The sequence below is a fragment of the Sphingobacterium haloxyli genome (genome assembly GCF_002980525.1).
Classification (GTDB): Bacteria; Bacteroidota; Bacteroidia; order Sphingobacteriales; family Sphingobacteriaceae; genus Sphingobacterium; species Sphingobacterium haloxyli.
In genome coordinates, this window is record NZ_PVBQ01000026.1 from 1 (window position 1) to 17,917 (window position 17,917).

Below are 17,917 nucleotides of genomic sequence, written 5' to 3' on the forward strand. Positions count from 1 at the left end.
TTTCCGATCTTTTAATCAATGCCTTAGGATGAAGACGCGAAATCAAACCATTTTTGCTTATTGCACTAGTGCCGCTACATCTGCTTTTTTATTATATTTGTTTAACTATTAATAGTCTCAGTAGGACTAGGTATGTAAAAGGGATAAACTATTTATAATTTCTAAATGAAAAAGTCGAAACAGGAAATACAAATAGAGGCTGTAAAAGCAATTATTTCGGGAGAACTGCTGTTAGAGGAAGCTATGAGAAAATATAATGTGAAGGATAAGCGAACGATGCTGGCTTGGGTTCAAAAAACGATGCCGCTCCTCACTACTATAAAGCCCGCTTCCAACGGTGGATCCAATAGCCTTTTTAATGGGTCAATGGAAGCGGATTTCTTGCAAGGAGCAAACCCGGATGCATATCATCAAGATATACTGAAGGAGAACGCGCTATTGAGAAAAGTAATAAGTCTACAAGAAAAAATTCGCGAGCTTGAAGAAACGAACGGGCAATTGGTAAAATATCGAAATCTACTAATAGAAAAAGTGACCTCTTTGGAATTAAGGATTCAATTGAAAGACAAAGAAGTTAGATAATCCTTTTCGCTGCTCTAGACGCTCCAGATATTTTCTTATATCTAATCGGAGAATCAGTCAATAAGAAATATAGATTATGCAAAATATAAGATGGGGTATGATTGGCGTTGGCGATGTAACGGAGGTAAAAAGCGGGCCCGCGTTCTATAAAACTCCGTGTTCTTCATTAATGGCTTTACTTCTCGCACAAGAGAGAAAGCGGTGGATTATGCGCGACGACATGGTGTGCCTAACGTGTATAGCGATGTAGCAGCATTATTGACTGATTCAGCTATTGACATCGTTTACATCGCCACCCCACCCGGTACGCACAAAGAATATGCACTACAGGTGATACAAGCAGGAAAACCAGTATACGTCGAAAAACCTACGGCGATGTCGCTTGCGGAGGCTAAGGAAATGTATGATACTGCGAAGCGCAGGGGAGTTCCGATATTTGTTGCGTGTTATCGTCGAGCGTTGGGGGCTATTTTATGCAAATAAAAAAATGGGTTAACGAGGGGAAGATAGGAAAAATACTAACGGTAGCGGTGCGGTTGATACGCGCACCCCACTTTTCTGATCTTCACCCTGACACGCACTCACTGGAACGGGAGAGATACGCTTTAGTACATTTGATTTCTCGCCAGCTACTTGCACAACAACATCTGGTAAGCAACTCTATGATTTCGAAAAACCCATACATATCCAACAACCCTTAATAGAATCGATCGTGCAGGAGCTACGCGGCGAGGGATACTGTCCCTCAACCGGCGAGAGCGCCTTACGAACAGCAGCGGTAATGGAAAGGATTTTTACAATTTAAATGCTTGTCGGGCCAAAAGCTGCCAGCTTCCATTCGATTTCACCCACGTCAGCATGATACCTAAGCGGATATCGGCAGGTCCTTTCCCTGGGTCATTTGTTTTGGCAGCTAAGATATGACGGACAATAGCCGCACTGTCTTGGACATCCACTTTCTGGTCAGTGATTTGAATTTCTTCAAAAACAGAAGCTCCGGAAACAAGTGTATGGACAAATTGCTCTTTTGTTTCTATCTTACCGCTGGAATGGCCATAGCTAAGCTTCTCCGAAGCGAGTTTATTTAACACCTGAGCGGTGGGTCTTAACATGGCTTCCGTAAGTGCTTTTGTAGCAATTTCAACTTCTTCTTTTGAAGAAACATTTTTCTGGGCGGATGTTTCGGAAAAAAAAGTGGTCATGACAATCGTTAGTATGACCAGGGGTACGCTATTATTTAATATCATATCTTGATAATTTTTATTTGACGATCGAATTTAATGACTCTGGTTCGTTATTCCAAGAGATATATTCGGATCATAATCGAATTTGTCTTTTTGTTTGGGTTAAAAATCATTATATTGCTTATATAGATACACAGTATCGGAAAAAAGTGCGTACATAAATTTATATCTCGGAATTAACACACATATATCGAAGACATGGAGACCAACAGACACCAAATACCGGATAAAACAATTGATTATATCGATATCGAAGAACAACATGGCGCTCACAACTATCACCCGTTGCCCGTTGTACTAACGAAGGGACTAGGACCATTTGTTTGGGACGTTGAAGGAAAACGTTACTACGATTTTCTATCGGGCTATTCTGCCGTCAATCAAGGACATTGCCATCCGAAGATTGTGGAAGCTTTGACTGAGCAGGCTAAACAACTCACGCTGACCTCTAGAGCTTTTCATAGCGATAAGATGGCGGAATACACGCAATACGTCACGCGGTATTTTGGCTATGACAAAGTGTTACCTATGAATACAGGGGTAGAGGCTGTAGAAACAGCGTTAAAATTAGCTCGTAAATGGGGTTATGTTGTGAAGGGAGTACCGGATAATCAAGCTAAGATTATTACGGTCGATGGAAACTTTCATGGTCGTACGATTAATGTAATTTCATTTAGTACAGATCCAAATGCGAGAGCCGGTTTTGGACCTTTTATGCCCGGATATCTCGGTATTCCTTACAATGATTTGAATGCACTTCGTGATGCGCTCGCAGACGAAAATGTCGTTGGATTTTTAGTTGAACCTATTCAGGGGGAAGCAGGTGTGTATGTTCCCGACGATGGTTATCTAGCAGCTGCCAAATTACTCTGTGATGAACATCGTGTATTATTTATAGGTGATGAGATCCAAACGGGTCTGTCGAGAACTGGAAAATTATTAGCATGTGATCATGAAAATGTCCGTCCCGACATTCTTATTTTAGGAAAAGCACTGAGTGGGGGAGTTATGCCGATTTCCGCGGTGCTTGCCGATGATGAGATTATGTTGACGATAGCCCCCGGCGAACATGGATCGACATATGGAGGTAATCCATTAGCCTGTGCTGTTGCAATAGCTGCATTGGAGGTCTTAAAAAACGAAAAACTTGCAGACCGCGCTGCGGAACTCGGTAATTATTTCCGCTCAGCACTGAACGAATTAGGGCACCCGGCGATTTGCCAAGTGAGGGGCAAAGGGTTACTTAACGCTATCGTTATTAGCCATTCTATTGGTAATGCCGCAGATATTTTGTGTATGGAACTGATGAAAAATGGCTTATTGGCGAAGCCTACACATGGCGATAAGATCCGTTTTGCACCTCCCTTGATTATCTCTAAAGATGAATTGGAAGAATCTATTGATATCATTCGGAAATCGTTAATAGTGCTCGGTGAGTGAAAAATAGGGGCGGGTGGAAGATGTCGCTTAAAGTAATATGGATGTCTTTTTTCGTCGGGTAACGAACGGCGTGTTGTGAACATCAGAAAAGATCGGTATTTTTAGAAGCAATTTTTTATTTACTAAAATAAGACATTTATGAGAAAGTTTTTTTTATCAATGATGGTGGGTACAGCCATTATGTTCGCTTCTTGTGGGGGAAATTCTTCAAAGACGCAAGTATCCGAGAAACAAGAAGTAGCGGAGAAAGAAGGAGACGTATACGTCACTGATGTAGAGGCGTCCAAAGTGAACTGGAGAGCTACACACAAGGGTGGCCTTGCTCCTCGTTGGGGTACGCTTTCTGTAAACTCCGGTGAATTGTCGGTTGCTGATGGCAATGTTAACGCAGGTGAATTCACCATTGATATGAAATCCCTACAAGTTGATGCGGCTTCAGTGACGGAGGCCGATAAAAAAGCTATTGATTTGCAAAACCATCTGAAAAATGAAGACTTTTTTAATGTTGACAGCTATCCGACGGCAACGTTCCATATTACGAAGGTTTCTGATTTAGATTTATCAACTGTAAAAGATGCAGTGGATGGAGCAAATAAGCTCGTTAGCGGTAATCTTACTTTATTAGATAGTACACTGAACATTTCTTTTCCTGCTAAAATTGATATTCAAGAAGAGAAAGTAGCGGTAGATACTAAATTTACGGTAAACCGCGTGGATTGGGGCATTAAATTTGGTACATCAGATTTAGATCCTGCAGAATGGGGGATAAGCCGGGATATCGAAGTGGGTATTAATCTGGTAGCAACGAAATAGCGACGAGTACTTCAATAAAAATCATTTAAAAGCCCTTTGTAGATAAACAAGGGGCTTTTTTTATGGTATTGGTGAAATTTTTCCAAACAAAAAAGGGCTTTCAAACGGAGAGAATGAAAGCCCTAACTAACCAATTATAAACCTAAATTATGAAAGTACAAATGTAGTGTATTTTCCACACTAAGCCAAGTGTTTTTGTGTATTATATGTGTAACATTTATATGTAGTAACTATACTCATACTTGTTAGCCTAATATGTTATTAGTAAACCGCATTTTTATTCCCATCTGGAAATTGCCAATCGTCTTGAATATTTCTTTCAAGGTTGCTTTTTCGATCTTGGTTAATGTGTTGATGCGAATATAATTGTTGGGATCTGACTTTTGTACCAGTATCTGATTTGCTTGGTTCTCCAACCGTAGAGCCATTAGATAATAATAGGACTGATAAAGTTCGTGATATTGTTGAGGTGTAAAAACACTCAATTCCATTAGTTTTTTTAATCTCTCCCCTGTATTTTCTTGGTATATTCTTTTTTGCAGTGCGTATACCCTAACCAAGTCGACAATAGGGGTCATGGCATTTTTAACATTGAAGACCTCAGTTTTGCCGACCGTTTCGGTTCTAATATTCTTGAAAAAGGTTAAAGGGGGGTCATATTGTAAGGCATTTTTTGCCGTGAAAGCAAAAAAGCGATCGTTTGGCTTTTGTAGTTCCTGTTCCAAAAATTGTTTGAGTTCCTCGATAATGTTTTTTTCACCATATAGAAAACGGCAGTCGAAAAATGTCGAGAATTTTATGGCATTTTCGGGTACACTTTCCTCAATCCATTTTTTATAATTACGTTTCCAATGAGATAATGAGTGTGTCCACTCCGGATTGCTGGCCATGTATCCGCCTTCACAATAACTGAATCCTATCTCATTTAAGTGATCGGACACCTTGTTTGCAAATGTCAGGAAATATTCTCGGACCGTTTCCCGTTGTTCGTTAGCTTTATCTTCGTAGATAATGGCATTATCCTGATCAGTTTTCAGCGTTTGTTCTTTTCTACCCTCGCTTCCCGTAACCATAAAAACAAATTTAGCAGGAGGTTCTCCCATCTCCCGAATTACCCTTTCAATAACTTTAATAGCTATAGTGTCTGCTATCGTTGTGATGACTTGGTTGGTAATCTCGGCATTGATACCCCTGCCAAGTAGCTGTTTGATGATTTTTGGGACGTAATTCCACTTTTGACGTAACTCTTCGATCGTTTCCGCTAATTTTACAGACTGGATGAAGACTAACGGTGACTGTCCTTGTTCGCTTAATATGCGGTTGCGACTCAGAAACCCTACATATTGACCATCTTTCTCCACTAAAAGATACCGTGTTTTTGTGCTGAACATCATGAGTACAGCTTCGTATAGATAAGCTTGATAGGATATCGAAACAATGGGATTATCCATAACCTCTGCGATTGGTGCATTGACATCGACGCATTTTGCAATCACGTTGTCGCGGAGGGTCATATCGGTGGCATAGCCTACGATGTTTTTATTTTCGTCTTGAATAAATAGGCAGCTTACGCGATTGTCGGCCATGTGCTTTGCGGCTTTATAAATAGGCGTGTCCTTTGTACAAGAAACGATATCTTTGTATGTTATTCCATCAATTTTTCGAGAATACAGCTGTTCAGCCGCTATATAGCTTTCCTCAAAAGAAGCTGGCGTTTTTACAAAATGCGAAAACTCTTCATCCAGCATCTTTCTGCCAAAATCAGTGGTATAATATTGAAAAAAATCTTCATAAGCATGACAAAGTTCAAGAAACTCCTTGCGTGGTAAATTATAGACCACTGTTCCCTTCTTTGCCATGACCGATTTTAACGCTTTCGTTCTATTGAGAAGAATCGAGATTCCGCCAAAACAATAAGGCGGATGATGTATTTCTATAGAACGTTTATTTTCAGAAGAGTCGAAAAAAAATGTTTCATATTCTCCCTTGACGATAATATCGACGCCCTTTACCTCAGTTACCTCTTGTCTGTAAGCAAGTGTGTCTCGTGCATACGACGTCTGTATCAGCGAGTCCGAAACGCCTCGAAGTACGCTATCCGGAAGATTGTTAAAGGGTTTTGTGTTCTTTAAAATTTCAATCAAATTTGACATAATTTGCTTTTTAACACAATGTTAGGTATTCAGTTTATCTAAAAAGTTAAGTTTCTGTGAAAACATTTTTTGTTGCCGTTCCATATCCGTCGCTGTTATTTCGCGCCGGTCCCATAGCTCGAAAAAACATTTAGCCGTTGCGCTGGCATCCTGTTCTGCCTCATGGATTTCCGTTAGCGGATTGTCGAATAGATATTCGTGGAGCTGTGGAAGCCGGAAGTACGTAATCGAGGGATTGGCAACATACTTTTCGCTATCAAGCATAGTGCAAAAAAAGGACTGGTGCATGAATGGATTCTTAAGGTTTGCTCTGTAATAATCAGCGCTTAATACTTGGACGTCCAACTCGACAAAATGACCGATGATGAGGGGTTTATATTTTTGTATGTCGTGCGCCAGCTTACGCAACACTTCTTTCCTTTTATCCCCGTGCTGTTTCAAAAAGGTACTTGTGATGCCGTGCACACCGTAAGAAGAGGGCGTAATCTCGACATCGTGTTCATAAATATATTTACTTGTACGTTTTATCTCGACGCCGTTGGCCTCATAAACAATCCAGGCTACCTGAATGACATGTGGCCAATTTTTATCATCCGAATAGGGCCGATTCCAACGTTGGGGAATACCCGAGGTTTCTGTATCGATAAATAATAGATGGGTTTTCAAAAAAATGATGATTTATTCGACATAAATAAAGCAACTTAATATGATCAATTGCTGCGTGCTAAGATAAGGACTGTTTGTATATTAAACAACAAAAGCCTTCCGTCATGAGGAAAGCTTTATCATGTGTCGGGATGGCCGGATTCGAACCGACGACCTCCAGCACCCCATGCTGGCGCGATACCGGGCTACGCTACATCCCGCGTAATTTAAGGGCAAACCTAAATAAATTTATTTTTATATGCAATATGAATAGCATCTAGATGTAAAAAACTGTTCATATTAATGAATAGTTTTTATTGCAGAAAGTCCTTTTTAAGGAATTTCCGCAATAAAATTTCCGGGTTGGTTGATAATGTCTCTTTTAGCAATTATTTCCTGTAGATTAATGTCACCGATGACATATTTAAAATCTTGTCCATAAAAGCGCTCTACTATAGCGTCAAACTTTATCCGATTCAAAGTTTCCTCTTCCGCATACCGAAAATATATCTTCAACTTATAATCCGTACTGTAGAGAATTTGCGATGCCTCTAAATGCTTTTTATATTCATAGCGATAGCCGTAACGCAATGCAGCAATATCCGAAAGTACTGCTGAGCCGGTAGGATGTCCGCCAGCACCTTTTCCATAGAAAAATTGTTCATCTGCGAAGGCGGCTTTCACTAAGACACCGTTGTATTCATTCTCCACGTTGAACAGGATATTCTCAGAGGTAATTAATCTTGGCAATACGTACAAAACTACTTGATTACCGTTGATTTCTTTTGCGAAAGGCAGGAGTTTAATCTTGAATCCCTTTTCTTTAGCAAAACGGATGTCCTGGTTATCTAGTTTATCAATTCCTATGTTAAGGATATCATCGGGATTTACATAGATCCCATAAGCGTGGGACGCAACAATAGCTAGCTTGTATTTCGGGTCGAATCCGCCTACATCTAATATAGGGTCGGTTTCCGCGAAGCCTAGATCCTGCGCTTGCGTCAACGCTAAATTGTAAGTTTGATTTTCATTGAAAATCTTCGATAGGATATAATTGGAGGAACCGTTAAAGATACCGCTTATCGAGTGGAGTAGCTCATTATCATAGTACTCTTCCAAGTTCCGTATAATTGGGATACTCCCGCACACTGCGCCTTCGTATAATAGAGAAGTTCCGTATTCTTGTTGAATACGTGTCAGTTCTTCCAGGTGAGTGGCAATCATTTTCTTATTAGCTGACACCACATTTTTTCCAGATTTCAACGCCCGTCTAGTGATATCAAACGCTGCCTCCGCGTCATCAATAAGTTCAACAACGGTGTTGATCTCTTCGTCTGCCAAAATAGCCTCCGCATTTGTCGTAAATAGCGAGGCTGGCAGCGTTCGCTCCTTATTCGCATTTTTAATAACGAACTTCTTGATTTCTAAATTTAATTTTTTTGTTTTTATAATATCATATAACCCTTGTCCAACCACACCAAAGCCAAACATGCCTATGATTAATCGCTCACTCATTGTTATCTCGTTGTTATTTGAAAAATATTATCCTTAATTATCTTCTGTCCAGCTAGCGGATTGTACTGCTTTAGCCTGCATTAATACTGTCGCCTTCGGACATTTGAACTATGTAGAAAGTTGCTTTTTGCATTATCTAATATTTCAAACATCCGCAGACGATTTGTGACCCCATATCTTATCGGTGTCCAGGCATTCCCGTCGATGGGTTTTTTATACTATTTAATTTTTTCAAACGCTCGTTGCAGGTCATCTTTGATGTCGTCAACGTGTTCGATACCGACGGAAAGACGCAACTGGCCAGGAAACACACCTGCATTTTTTTGCGCCTCTTCGGGGAGTTGTTGATGGGTTGTTGCAGCTGGGTGTATAATCAATGTTTTGGCATCACCGACATTGGCAAGATGACTAATCAAGCTCAATGAATCAATAAATTCGTTTGCTTTTTCTGCGCCGCCTTTAAGGGTGAACGACAGTACCGAGCCGTAACCATTCTTCAAATATCGCTGTGCGTTCTGGTGATAAGGGTGACTTTTTAGACCAGGATAGCTTACCTTCTCCACTTGCGGATGTGCCTCCAGCCACTGCGCGATTTCTAAGGCATTGTCAACATGGCGCTGTACGCGTAAAGAAAGCGTCTCCAATCCCTGTACTAACAAAAATGAATTGAATGGAGAGAGGGCAGGTCCGAAATCACGTAGACCTTCAACACGCGCACGGATAGCGAATTGGATATTGCCAAAAGGTCCTTCTGGACCAAAAACGTCAGCAAACACCAATCCATGATAACCCTCAGACGGTTCCGAGAATTGCTTGAATTTACCATTTCCCCAATTATAGTTTCCGCCGTCAACGATAACGCCACCTATACTTGTTCCGTGTCCGCCAATCCATTTAGTGGCCGATTCCACGACAACGTTGGCTCCGTATTCTATGGGTTTAAATAAATACCCTCCCGCGCCAAACGTATTGTCTACGATCAGTGGTAAGTCGTATTTTCGAGCTAAAGCTGCTATTTTTTCGAAATCTGGTATATTATAGCTGGGGTTTCCTATCGTTTCAACATAGAGTGCTTTTGTCTTCTCATCAATTAGCTTCTCCATGTTATCTGCGTCACTTTCCGCCGCAAAACGTGCCTCAATACCCAACCGTTTAAACGAAACTTTAAACTGGTTATATGTACCACCGTATAAATTTGCTCCAGCAACGAAATTTTCACCGCTTTCGATGATATTGGTCAAAGCAATAAATTGAGCAGCCTGTCCGGAAGCCACCGCCAGTGCTGCCACGCCGCCCTCCAATGCTGCAATGCGTTTTTCAAAAGCATCTGTTGTGGGGTTCATGATACGGGTATAGATATTTCCGAATTGCTTTAATGCAAAGAGGTTTGCGCCATGTTCCGCATTCTCAAATACGAACGATGTCGTTTGATAAATGGGTAATGCTCTAGATCCTGTGGTCGGATCTACTTCCTGTCCTGCGTGGACTTGCAATGTTTCGAATTTTAGGCTTTTATTTGTTGACATAATTTATAATATTTTAATGTAATAAATATAGTGAATTAAATTGCATTCCAATCTTTTACGGAAACTGGTCGTTCATAAATGGCAATGTGGGAGTAGGGAAAGAATATGTCCAGATGGAACATTACCGGAACGACTAACGCATTCGCATCGACATGCAGATAAAAAAGCGATCAAATGTCACCGAGCGAAATAATGTGTTCTTAGAAATGCGTAGTTCAAATGTTTCCATTGTCTTATTATTTATATGTTCCAAAACGATATTGTTTTGGACAGGATTTGGCACCTTTTCAATTTCTCTTGCTGGTTGCCAGTGGGTCATCGAGCCAGTCTCTCGCCACTTCTTTATAAACCAAGACCTAACACGATGTGAGGCGTTGATTAGTATACTTCGATTAAAGTACGAAGCAAACCTAAATAAATTCATTTTTATATGCAATTTTTAATTGCGCATTATATAAAATTAATTTATTTCGCTCTCCTCCGCCATTCAAGTCTTATTTTATAGAGGAAATATAGGCATTAAGGACAAAAAGTAAAAATAAAAAAATCCTTTCCGAACCGGAAAGGATTTTGTGGTGCCAGCTGGATTCGAACCAGCGACACAAGGATTTTCAGTCCTTTGCTCTACCAACTGAGCTATGGCACCCTTTAAGTTTTTGTTTGTAATCTGTTACTTTCAGATTTTGTGGTGCCAGCTGGATTCGAACCAGCGACACAAGGATTTTCAGTCCTTTGCTCTACCAACTGAGCTATGGCACCTTTCGCAATCAGTTTTTTCCTTCGATTGCGTTGCAAATCTATGTTCTTTTTTTGAAATCTAAAACTTTTGTCGGCATTATTTTTCAAGTATTTTTCAACTTGTTGATTCATATGTAAATAAAATTAACATTCAATACTTGTATGGAATCTGTAAATTATTTTAATGATGTCCGTTAATGTAAAATGCCATTCATATTACTTAATTAGCCTTTATTTTGTTATGATAAGCTCTTCTGTTCTAGATAAAATTACATCAAATAAACACTGCTCTGTGCCAAATAAGCTATCTTTGCACTTCACAAAATTGTTATGAGTAAAAAAGGCAGGGTATTGGTCGCAATGAGTGGTGGAGTAGATAGTTCCGTAGCGGCCATTATGTTACATGAGCAGGGTTATGAGGTTATCGGCATCACCATGAAAACGTGGGATTATGCTTCGGCTGGTGGGTCATCTAAGGAAACAGGTTGCTGTAGCTTGGATAGTATTAACGATGCTAGGGCATTGGCTGTGGGATATGGTTTTCCGCACTATATATTGGATATACGGGATGAATTTGGCGATTTCGTCATCGATAATTTTGTTGATGAATATGTCGCCGGACGCACACCCAACCCTTGTGTGCTTTGTAATACCCATATAAAATGGTCTGCGTTGATGAAGCGTGCAGATAAGCTTGACTGTGAGTTTATAGCGACTGGACACTATGCGAATATCCGCCTACATAATAATGGAAGGTATATTATATCCAAAGGTCGAGATGAGCATAAAGATCAATCTTATGTGCTGTGGGGTGTATCGCAAGAAAACCTCGCTCGAACGCAGTTTCCATTAGGAAATTTTACCAAACAGGAAATCCGGCAAATGGCCTTGGAGATGGGGCAGGAGGAACTGGCAAAAAAATCCGAAAGCTATGAAATTTGCTTTGTGCCAGATAACGATTATAGAGCTTTTTTGCGTCATAGACGTCCTACGCTTGATGACGAAATTGGACCGGGAAATTTTGTGTTGTCCGACGGCACGGTGGTCGGACAGCATATAGGTTATCCCTATTTTACCATTGGCCAACGCAAAGGGCTAGGTATCGCGCTAGGTAAACCAATGTTCGTGATTGAGATATTGCCGGAAAGTAATACGGTGGTACTTGGAGAGGAATGCGAGCTGGAAAAGTCGCAGGCGTTTGTGCGCGACATCAACTTGATCAAATACGCTTCTATAGAGCAACCGATGGAAGCAATAACGAAAATTCGATACAAAGACGCTGGTGCCGCATCTACGATAACGCAACAAGGAACTACCATGCAAGTGGATTTTGCCCACCGTGTTAAGGGCATCGCACCCGGGCAATCCGCCGTTTTCTATGAAGGAAATGATTTGTTGGGAGGCGGTTTCTTAATGAAATAAAGGCTTGCCTGGGCAAGCCTTTATTTATTTGAAGCAGTTATAGTTTACCAACTTCTTGTGCCAAATCTATAATTTTGTTTGAGTAGCCCCATTCGTTATCATACCAAGATACGACTTTTACGAAGTTGTCATTCAATGAGATACCTGCCTTCGCATCAAAGATAGATGTGCGCGCATCACCGATAAAATCAGAGGAAACTACCTCGTCTTCAGTGTAACCCAAGATGCCTTTTAACTCGCCCTCAGAAGCCTCTTTCATCACTTTTTTGATCTCTTCATAAGAAGCTCCTTTTTCCAAGCGAACAGTCAAATCAACTACGGAAACATCTGCTGTCGGGACGCGCATAGACATTCCTGTCAATTTTCCTTTCAATTCAGGAAGAACCAATCCCACGGCCTTCGCTGCACCTGTTGATGACGGGATTATGTTTTGGTAAGCGCCACGACCGCCTCTCCAATCTTTTACTGAAGGGCCGTCAACTGTTTTTTGTGTCGCCGTTACAGCGTGTACTGTCGTCATTAAACCTTCGAGAATACCAAAGTTATCGTTCAATACTTTTGCTAAAGGTGCCAAACAGTTTGTTGTGCATGACGCGTTAGAAACAATTGTATATTCAGCTTTCAATTCTTTATGGTTTACCCCCATTACAAATGTAGGCGTATCGTCTTTCGCAGGCGCAGACATTACTACTTTTTTTGCTCCCGCGTCGATATGTTTCTGAGCAGTTTCCTGTGTTAAAAAGAAGCCAGTTGATTCTATAATCACCTCGGCACCCACTTGGTCCCACTTTAAGTTGGCGGGATCTTTTTCTGCTGTTACACGGATTGTTTTTCCATTGACTACCAAATGTCCGTCTTTAACTTCTACGGTACCATCGAATTTTCCGTGTGTAGAATCGTATTTTAGCATGTATGCTAAATAATCAGGTTCTACTAAATCGTTAATACCTACAACTTCGATATCACTGCGGTTGATAGCAGCTCTAAAAGCTAGACGGCCAATACGACCGAATCCGTTAATTCCAATTTTCATTTTCTCTATCAGTTTTTATTAATGTAATACTTTATTAAGTTCTGAACAGGCTCTTTAATGATAGAGCCGATATGCAATCCGTGTTCTGCCCCCAATTCACGTAACCAATTGGCATAATTATTAGCTACTGATCCCGTAAAATTAAACTGGCTATCTGGATAACTTTCCGATAAGGGAATCAGATATGTTCTGATATATATTTCCAGCCCTCTCTTTATATGTTGCGTGAAATATGGCTCATCTCGATATTCATGTATAAAATCAGCAAAGCTCGTCAAAAACAAGTTCGGATTAGGATTATAATACACCCGTTCCAGTATAGAACGTCTATCTATATTGTATTTATATAATAATTTCTCGCGGATACTACCTGGCATTGTTTCTGTTAAAAAGTCCTTCAACAGTTGCCGGCCCAGCCAATTGGTTGAACCCTCGTCGGCTAGGATGTAGCCCATGCCATAATTATTGGGTAACACTTTTCTGCCATTATAATAAGCTGCATTAGAACCACTACCAATAATACCCACAATACCTTTTTCGTCTCCGAAAGTTGATTTTGCAGAGGCCTCCATATCGTGACCCGCTTTTACCTTGGCATTTTTAAAAAATTGCGCAAATGTCTGTTCTATCTTTTGTTGTCGTTCGGGTGAAGATACCCCCGCACCGAAAAAGAAAATTTTACGAATCTTTTCAGCATTGTTTATCAAATGGTTGCTTTTGTTCAATAGCTGGGTGATGTAGCGTTCGTCTTGTATATAGGAGTTGATGCCCGGTGTGCGAAAACCGTGAAGTACACGCTTTTTATCCGCAATCCGCCAATCCGCATATCTTGACCCGCTAAAAACAACTACAATCATTATAATATATCTAAGATGAACTTCAAAGCTCGCTTAAAAAGTCAAAAATAAAAAAATGAATCCTTATAAAGCCATTATTTTTGCAATTTCAACAAGGTCCTCATTTAGCTTTAGCTCTTTTTTACTAAGCGCTTCTTCTAAAGGGGTGGTAACGATTTCTGAGCCACGAACGCCGACGGTGGCCCTTGTATTACCTTTTAAAAGCTCGTTGACCGCCGCGTATCCCATACGAGTTGCTAACACTCTATCCGCACTACTAGGGGCACCGCCCCGTTGTAGATGGCCTAATATACTAACTTTTGTGTCATAATAGCCAACTTTTTCTTGGACACATTTCGCAACGTTATTTGCCCCTCCATTTTTATCACCTTCTGCGACAATCACAATCATAGACGACTTCTTTCTGTCGGCTGCGTGTTCTAGCATATCAATAAGCTCATCAATTGCTGTTTCTCTTTCGGGAAGAAGGATAGCTTCGGCACCACCGGCAACACCGGCGTTGAGTGCTATACATCCAGAGTCACGTCCCATGACCTCAATAAAAAACAGACGATTGTGGGACGCTGCCGTATCACGAATTTTATCGATAGCTTCAATAACCGTGTTATTTGCCGTGTCATAACCAATTGTAAGGTCGGTTCCATTCAGATCATTATCGATGGTTCCCGGTATACACATCACTGGAATATCAAACTCGCGTGAAAATATCTCTGCGCCCGTGAACGTGCCGTCGCCTCCAATTGCCACTAATGCGTCAATCCCCGCTGCGCGAACATTCTCATATGCTTTTGCTCGCCCTTCTATTGTTTTGAATTCCATGCAACGCGCTGTCTTGAGCATAGTCCCGCCCATCTGTATAATAGAACTGACCGATTGGCTATCCATATCAAACATCGTGTCATCAATCATGCCTTGATAGCCATGATAAATGCCTGTAACTTTCTTGCCATTATATAGTGCTGTTCTCACAACAGCGCGGATAGCAGCGTTCATTCCGGGGGAATCGCCCCCTGAAGTAAATACGCCGACTCTTGTTATTTTTTCCACTCGATTGCTCATTTTAGGTTTTACGAATATAGTGTGTATTTTTTACACTATTAAATTTTTTTTGTTTTTTCTGGATTATTGTGATAATATTGGGTAAATATTGACATACGAAAAGGAATCCACTTACAGATTTAAAAATCACATTGTTTTGCAAACTCATTTCACCATAGACTGTGTAATATTTAGTTTTAACGAAGGCAAACTTCAGTTATTATTAACCGAAAGAAATGTATATCCTTACAAGGATTGGTGGGCCTTACCTGGCTTCTTTACGGAAAAAGATGAAGAAATGGAAGATGCCGTAAAACGTATATTGTATGAACATACAGGGCTAAAAGACATCTTTATGGAGCAACTTGGAGCGTTTGCTGGTGTGAAACGACATCCTGAAGGCCGAATACTGACCGTTGCTTTTTCGACTATTGTAAAGTATGAGGACGTGAGGTCTAAGATTAGACCCATTACTTCATACATGCGGCAAGCAAAGTGGTTCGCTGTAGATCAGTTGCCCGACCTTGCTTTCGATCACGCTCAAATCATCCAACAAAGTTTGCAGAAACTTAAGCATACTATCAACTACTCAACTGCAGTTTATGAACTTTTGCCGGATAAATTTACATTGACACAGTTACAGCAAGTGTACGAAGCTATTTTAGGCAAGACGCTCGATAAGCGAAACTTCCGCAAAAAAATAGCTAATGCGGGATTCCTCAAGGAATTGCCAGAGGTACAAAAAGGTGTTTCATACCGCGCAGCGAGACTGTATCGGTTCGATAAACGGAAATTTCAGAAACAGACGAGCGTTATGTAAGATTTACGATTGTCGCGGTCAGCCATTAATTTACAGTGAGATTACAATTTGTTGATAAATTTCTTATTGCCGTCTCGTTTAGATTTTATACTTTTGAACGTTTTTAGAAAAAAGTCAAAAAGTATAAATTCAAGAATGGATAGTAAAAGGCAACAGATTATTCAAGCCGCTCTCAAAAGATTCTCCCATTATGGTTTCAATAAAACCGCGATGAGCGAGATCGCAATGGATTTGAATATCACAAAAGCTAACCTGTATTACTATTATTCCGATAAGAACGCATTGATAAAGGAAGTATTGGCTTATATATCAAACGATATTCTTACCCAACAGTACCTAGTTCTTAAGCAGTATGATGGCAGCGTTTTAGACGTACTATGTAAGTTGTTAGAGGTCAAAGCTGAATTTTTGAAGGATTACTATGTTCTTCATATTAATGAAAATTTGGAATGGATTAAAGGCCAGGGGATCGGCGCGCTTTTGGAGCAACTCCACCAAAAGAACATTAAAATAGTAGCGGATTTGTTGGAGCGAGCAACAAAGCACGGTGAAATCAAAATAAATTCTATCGAAGAAGCTGCAACATCGTACACGGAGATTATGGAGGGGTTAAGTCTGATCCGTAGTGTGTCTGATATGATTTCCGGAATGCCGGACGCACGAAATGTAGATGTCATACTGGAAAGTCAAAAGAAGGCTACAAAATTTATATTTAACAACAAAATAAAAGAGGAAAATTAGTTTTACAGATCATGTTTTCAAAAATGGGATTTAAATATTTAAGTGTTTTAGCGCTGGGATTGCTGCTTCAGGCAGATCCTATTCAAGCGCAGGAGACACTTACGCTACAAGAAGCGATTAAATACGCGCTACAACACAAAGCGGAGGCTAAAACAGCTAAGTTGGACGTCGAAAATGCACAATACCAGATTGACGAGGTACGTGCGGGAGCTTTGCCTCAGGTCAATGCGTCCGGGACATTAAAATATAATATCATTATTCCGGAAATGGCATTTGTTATGGATGGTGAACTTCTCACCATGCAAATGGGGTTACCCTGGAACTCCACTGCTGTTGTTTCGTTGAACCAGCAATTGTTCAATCAGTCACTTTTCACTGGATTGAAAGCAGCAAGGACAACTAGGGAGTTTTATCAACTCAATGCACAATTGACAGACGAACAACTTATTGAAAATGTGTCAAATGCCTATTATGATATTTTCCAAACGCAATTGCAATTGCAAACTATCCAGAACAATTTAGATAATACGAGCAAAACGCAGAAGATTATTGATGGTATGGTAGCTGCTGGTCTAGCCAAGAAGATCGATTTAGACCGCTTGTCTGTCGCTGTAAACAATTTGGAATCACAAAAACAACAGATGAAGAGCGCTTTGCAGTTGAAAGAAAACGCTTTGAAATTTGCGATTGGTATGCCGATGGAGGTAGGTATTGAACTTCCGGAAGAAACATTTGAAGTTAATCCGGCGATTTCTTTGCTAACGAATGATATCGAAAATAGATCGGAAGTTCTTTTGAGTGAGAAACAAATAGAATTGTACGAATTGAGTAAAAAAGTTGAGAAAGCGAGTTTATATCCTACTTTGTCATTGGGCACTGATTTCGGATTTAATGGTTTTGGCCAAGGGTTTCCAATTGGAGGAGATTTTATGTGGCCAAAAACTTCTAGCATTGGCTTGAATTTGTCGATCCCGATTTTTACAGGAGGAGCAGCACGAGCTCGGATTAACCAAGCAGATATCGATATCCGAAAAGCACGGACAGTATTAGAAGATACGAAGTTAGGTATTTCGTTGGCGAATGAAAATGCTAAAACACAAATTAGGAACAGTTTATTAACAGTAGATGCAAACCGTAGAAATGTCTCGCTCGCAAAAGAAGTTTTAAGCGATACGCAAAACAACTATAACAACGGTTTGGCAACGTTAACCGATTTGTTGGACGCCGAGAAGGCACTTGCAGATGCGGAAACGAATCTGAATACTTCATTGCTCGACTACAAATTAGCGGAGATACAGCTTATCAAAGCAAAGGGAAATTTAAAAACATTAATCAACGAATAATCAATTT

Annotated in this window: 16 protein-coding genes, 3 tRNA genes and 1 riboswitch; of the genes, 8 read left to right on the forward strand and 11 right to left on the reverse strand. The window is 40.4% G+C overall.

The genetic code is table 11. From position 1 onward, the window contains the following. Positions 1–165: 165 nt before the first annotated feature. Together C5745_RS19145 and C5745_RS20545 are read left to right on the forward strand one after the other, a co-directional pair. Positions 166–582, forward strand: a complete 417-nt coding sequence (locus tag C5745_RS19145) for a hypothetical protein (protein ID WP_105718628.1) — start codon at positions 166–168, stop codon at positions 580–582. Between the two features lie 156 nt (positions 583–738). Further along, positions 739–1,065 carry a Gfo/Idh/MocA family protein gene (locus C5745_RS20545; RefSeq protein ID WP_207795858.1) on the forward strand — a complete coding sequence of 109 codons (327 nt, stop codon included), beginning with the start codon at positions 739–741 and terminating at the stop codon, positions 1,063–1,065. A 311-nt stretch (positions 1,066–1,376) separates the two neighbouring features. On the opposite strand, the gene C5745_RS19155 is transcribed toward C5745_RS20545, so the two are convergent. Then, the gene (locus C5745_RS19155) at positions 1,377–1,829 is read right to left on the reverse strand and encodes a nuclear transport factor 2 family protein (protein WP_105718629.1); all 453 of its coding nucleotides are present in this window, start codon (positions 1,827–1,829) and stop codon (positions 1,377–1,379) included. A gap of 195 nt (positions 1,830–2,024) precedes the next feature. Here C5745_RS19155 and rocD point away from each other — a divergent pair, with 195 nt between their 5' ends. Continuing rightward, positions 2,025–3,266, forward strand: a complete 1,242-nt coding sequence (rocD, locus tag C5745_RS19160; protein ID WP_105718630.1) for an ornithine--oxo-acid transaminase — start codon at positions 2,025–2,027, stop codon at positions 3,264–3,266. Positions 3,267–3,404: 138 nt separating this feature from the next. Continuing rightward, a complete protein-coding gene (locus tag C5745_RS19165; protein WP_105718631.1) occupies positions 3,405–4,079 on the forward strand; it encodes a YceI family protein in 675 nt (224 codons plus the stop codon). A 245-nt stretch (positions 4,080–4,324) separates the two neighbouring features. On the opposite strand, the gene C5745_RS19170 is transcribed toward C5745_RS19165, so the two are convergent. From C5745_RS19170 to C5745_RS19200, 7 genes are all read right to left on the reverse strand, one after another. Next, the gene (locus C5745_RS19170) at positions 4,325–6,232 is read right to left on the reverse strand and encodes a DUF294 nucleotidyltransferase-like domain-containing protein (protein WP_105718632.1); all 1,908 of its coding nucleotides are present in this window, start codon (positions 6,230–6,232) and stop codon (positions 4,325–4,327) included. A gap of 21 nt (positions 6,233–6,253) precedes the next feature. Beyond that, complete coding sequence (locus tag C5745_RS19175) at positions 6,254–6,898, reverse strand: 3'-5' exonuclease (RefSeq protein ID WP_105718633.1); 645 nt, start codon at positions 6,896–6,898, stop codon at positions 6,254–6,256. Between the two features lie 126 nt (positions 6,899–7,024). Further along, positions 7,025–7,098: transfer RNA gene (locus tag C5745_RS19180), tRNA-Pro, on the reverse strand. A gap of 112 nt (positions 7,099–7,210) precedes the next feature. Then, positions 7,211–8,392 carry a homoserine dehydrogenase gene (locus tag C5745_RS19185; RefSeq protein WP_105718634.1) on the reverse strand — a complete coding sequence of 394 codons (1,182 nt, stop codon included), beginning with the start codon at positions 8,390–8,392 and terminating at the stop codon, positions 7,211–7,213. Between the two features lie 218 nt (positions 8,393–8,610). After that, positions 8,611–9,918 (reverse strand): O-acetylhomoserine aminocarboxypropyltransferase/cysteine synthase family protein, encoded by a 1,308-nt coding sequence (locus tag C5745_RS19190; RefSeq protein ID WP_105718635.1) that lies wholly within the window; start codon positions 9,916–9,918, stop codon positions 8,611–8,613. Positions 9,919–10,155: 237 nt separating this feature from the next. Next, positions 10,156–10,269: riboswitch (SAM riboswitch) on the reverse strand. Positions 10,270–10,491: 222 nt separating this feature from the next. After that, positions 10,492–10,564, reverse strand: a tRNA-Phe gene (locus C5745_RS19195). 40 nt (positions 10,565–10,604) lie between these two features. Continuing rightward, positions 10,605–10,677, reverse strand: a tRNA-Phe gene (locus tag C5745_RS19200). 309 nt (positions 10,678–10,986) lie between these two features. Between C5745_RS19200 and mnmA the strand changes: the two genes are divergently transcribed. Beyond that, positions 10,987–12,078 (forward strand): tRNA 2-thiouridine(34) synthase MnmA, encoded by a 1,092-nt coding sequence (gene mnmA, locus C5745_RS19205; protein ID WP_105718636.1) that lies wholly within the window; start codon positions 10,987–10,989, stop codon positions 12,076–12,078. A gap of 37 nt (positions 12,079–12,115) precedes the next feature. Here mnmA and gap read toward each other — a convergent pair whose 3' ends face one another. The 3 genes from gap to pfkA form a co-directional block, all read right to left on the reverse strand. Next, positions 12,116–13,111, reverse strand: coding sequence for a type I glyceraldehyde-3-phosphate dehydrogenase (gap, locus tag C5745_RS19210; protein ID WP_105718637.1), 996 nt, complete (start codon positions 13,109–13,111; stop codon positions 12,116–12,118). Positions 13,112–13,119: 8 nt separating this feature from the next. Then, the gene (locus tag C5745_RS19215) at positions 13,120–13,968 is read right to left on the reverse strand and encodes a hypothetical protein (RefSeq protein ID WP_105718638.1); all 849 of its coding nucleotides are present in this window, start codon (positions 13,966–13,968) and stop codon (positions 13,120–13,122) included. A gap of 63 nt (positions 13,969–14,031) precedes the next feature. After that, positions 14,032–15,027, reverse strand: coding sequence for a 6-phosphofructokinase (gene pfkA, locus C5745_RS19220; protein WP_394342080.1), 996 nt, complete (start codon positions 15,025–15,027; stop codon positions 14,032–14,034). A 136-nt stretch (positions 15,028–15,163) separates the two neighbouring features. Between pfkA and C5745_RS19225 the strand changes: the two genes are divergently transcribed. The 3 genes from C5745_RS19225 (at position 15,164) to C5745_RS19235 (ending at position 17,910) form a co-directional block, all read left to right on the forward strand. Further along, positions 15,164–15,826, forward strand: a complete 663-nt coding sequence (locus C5745_RS19225; protein ID WP_105718653.1) for an NUDIX hydrolase — start codon at positions 15,164–15,166, stop codon at positions 15,824–15,826. 135 nt (positions 15,827–15,961) lie between these two features. Then, on the forward strand, positions 15,962–16,567 hold the full coding sequence (locus tag C5745_RS19230) for a TetR/AcrR family transcriptional regulator (RefSeq protein ID WP_105718639.1): 606 nt from the start codon (positions 15,962–15,964) through the stop codon (positions 16,565–16,567). Positions 16,568–16,590: 23 nt separating this feature from the next. After that, complete coding sequence (locus tag C5745_RS19235; RefSeq protein WP_105718640.1) at positions 16,591–17,910, forward strand: TolC family protein; 1,320 nt, start codon at positions 16,591–16,593, stop codon at positions 17,908–17,910. The last annotated feature ends 7 nt before the right edge of the window (positions 17,911–17,917 follow it).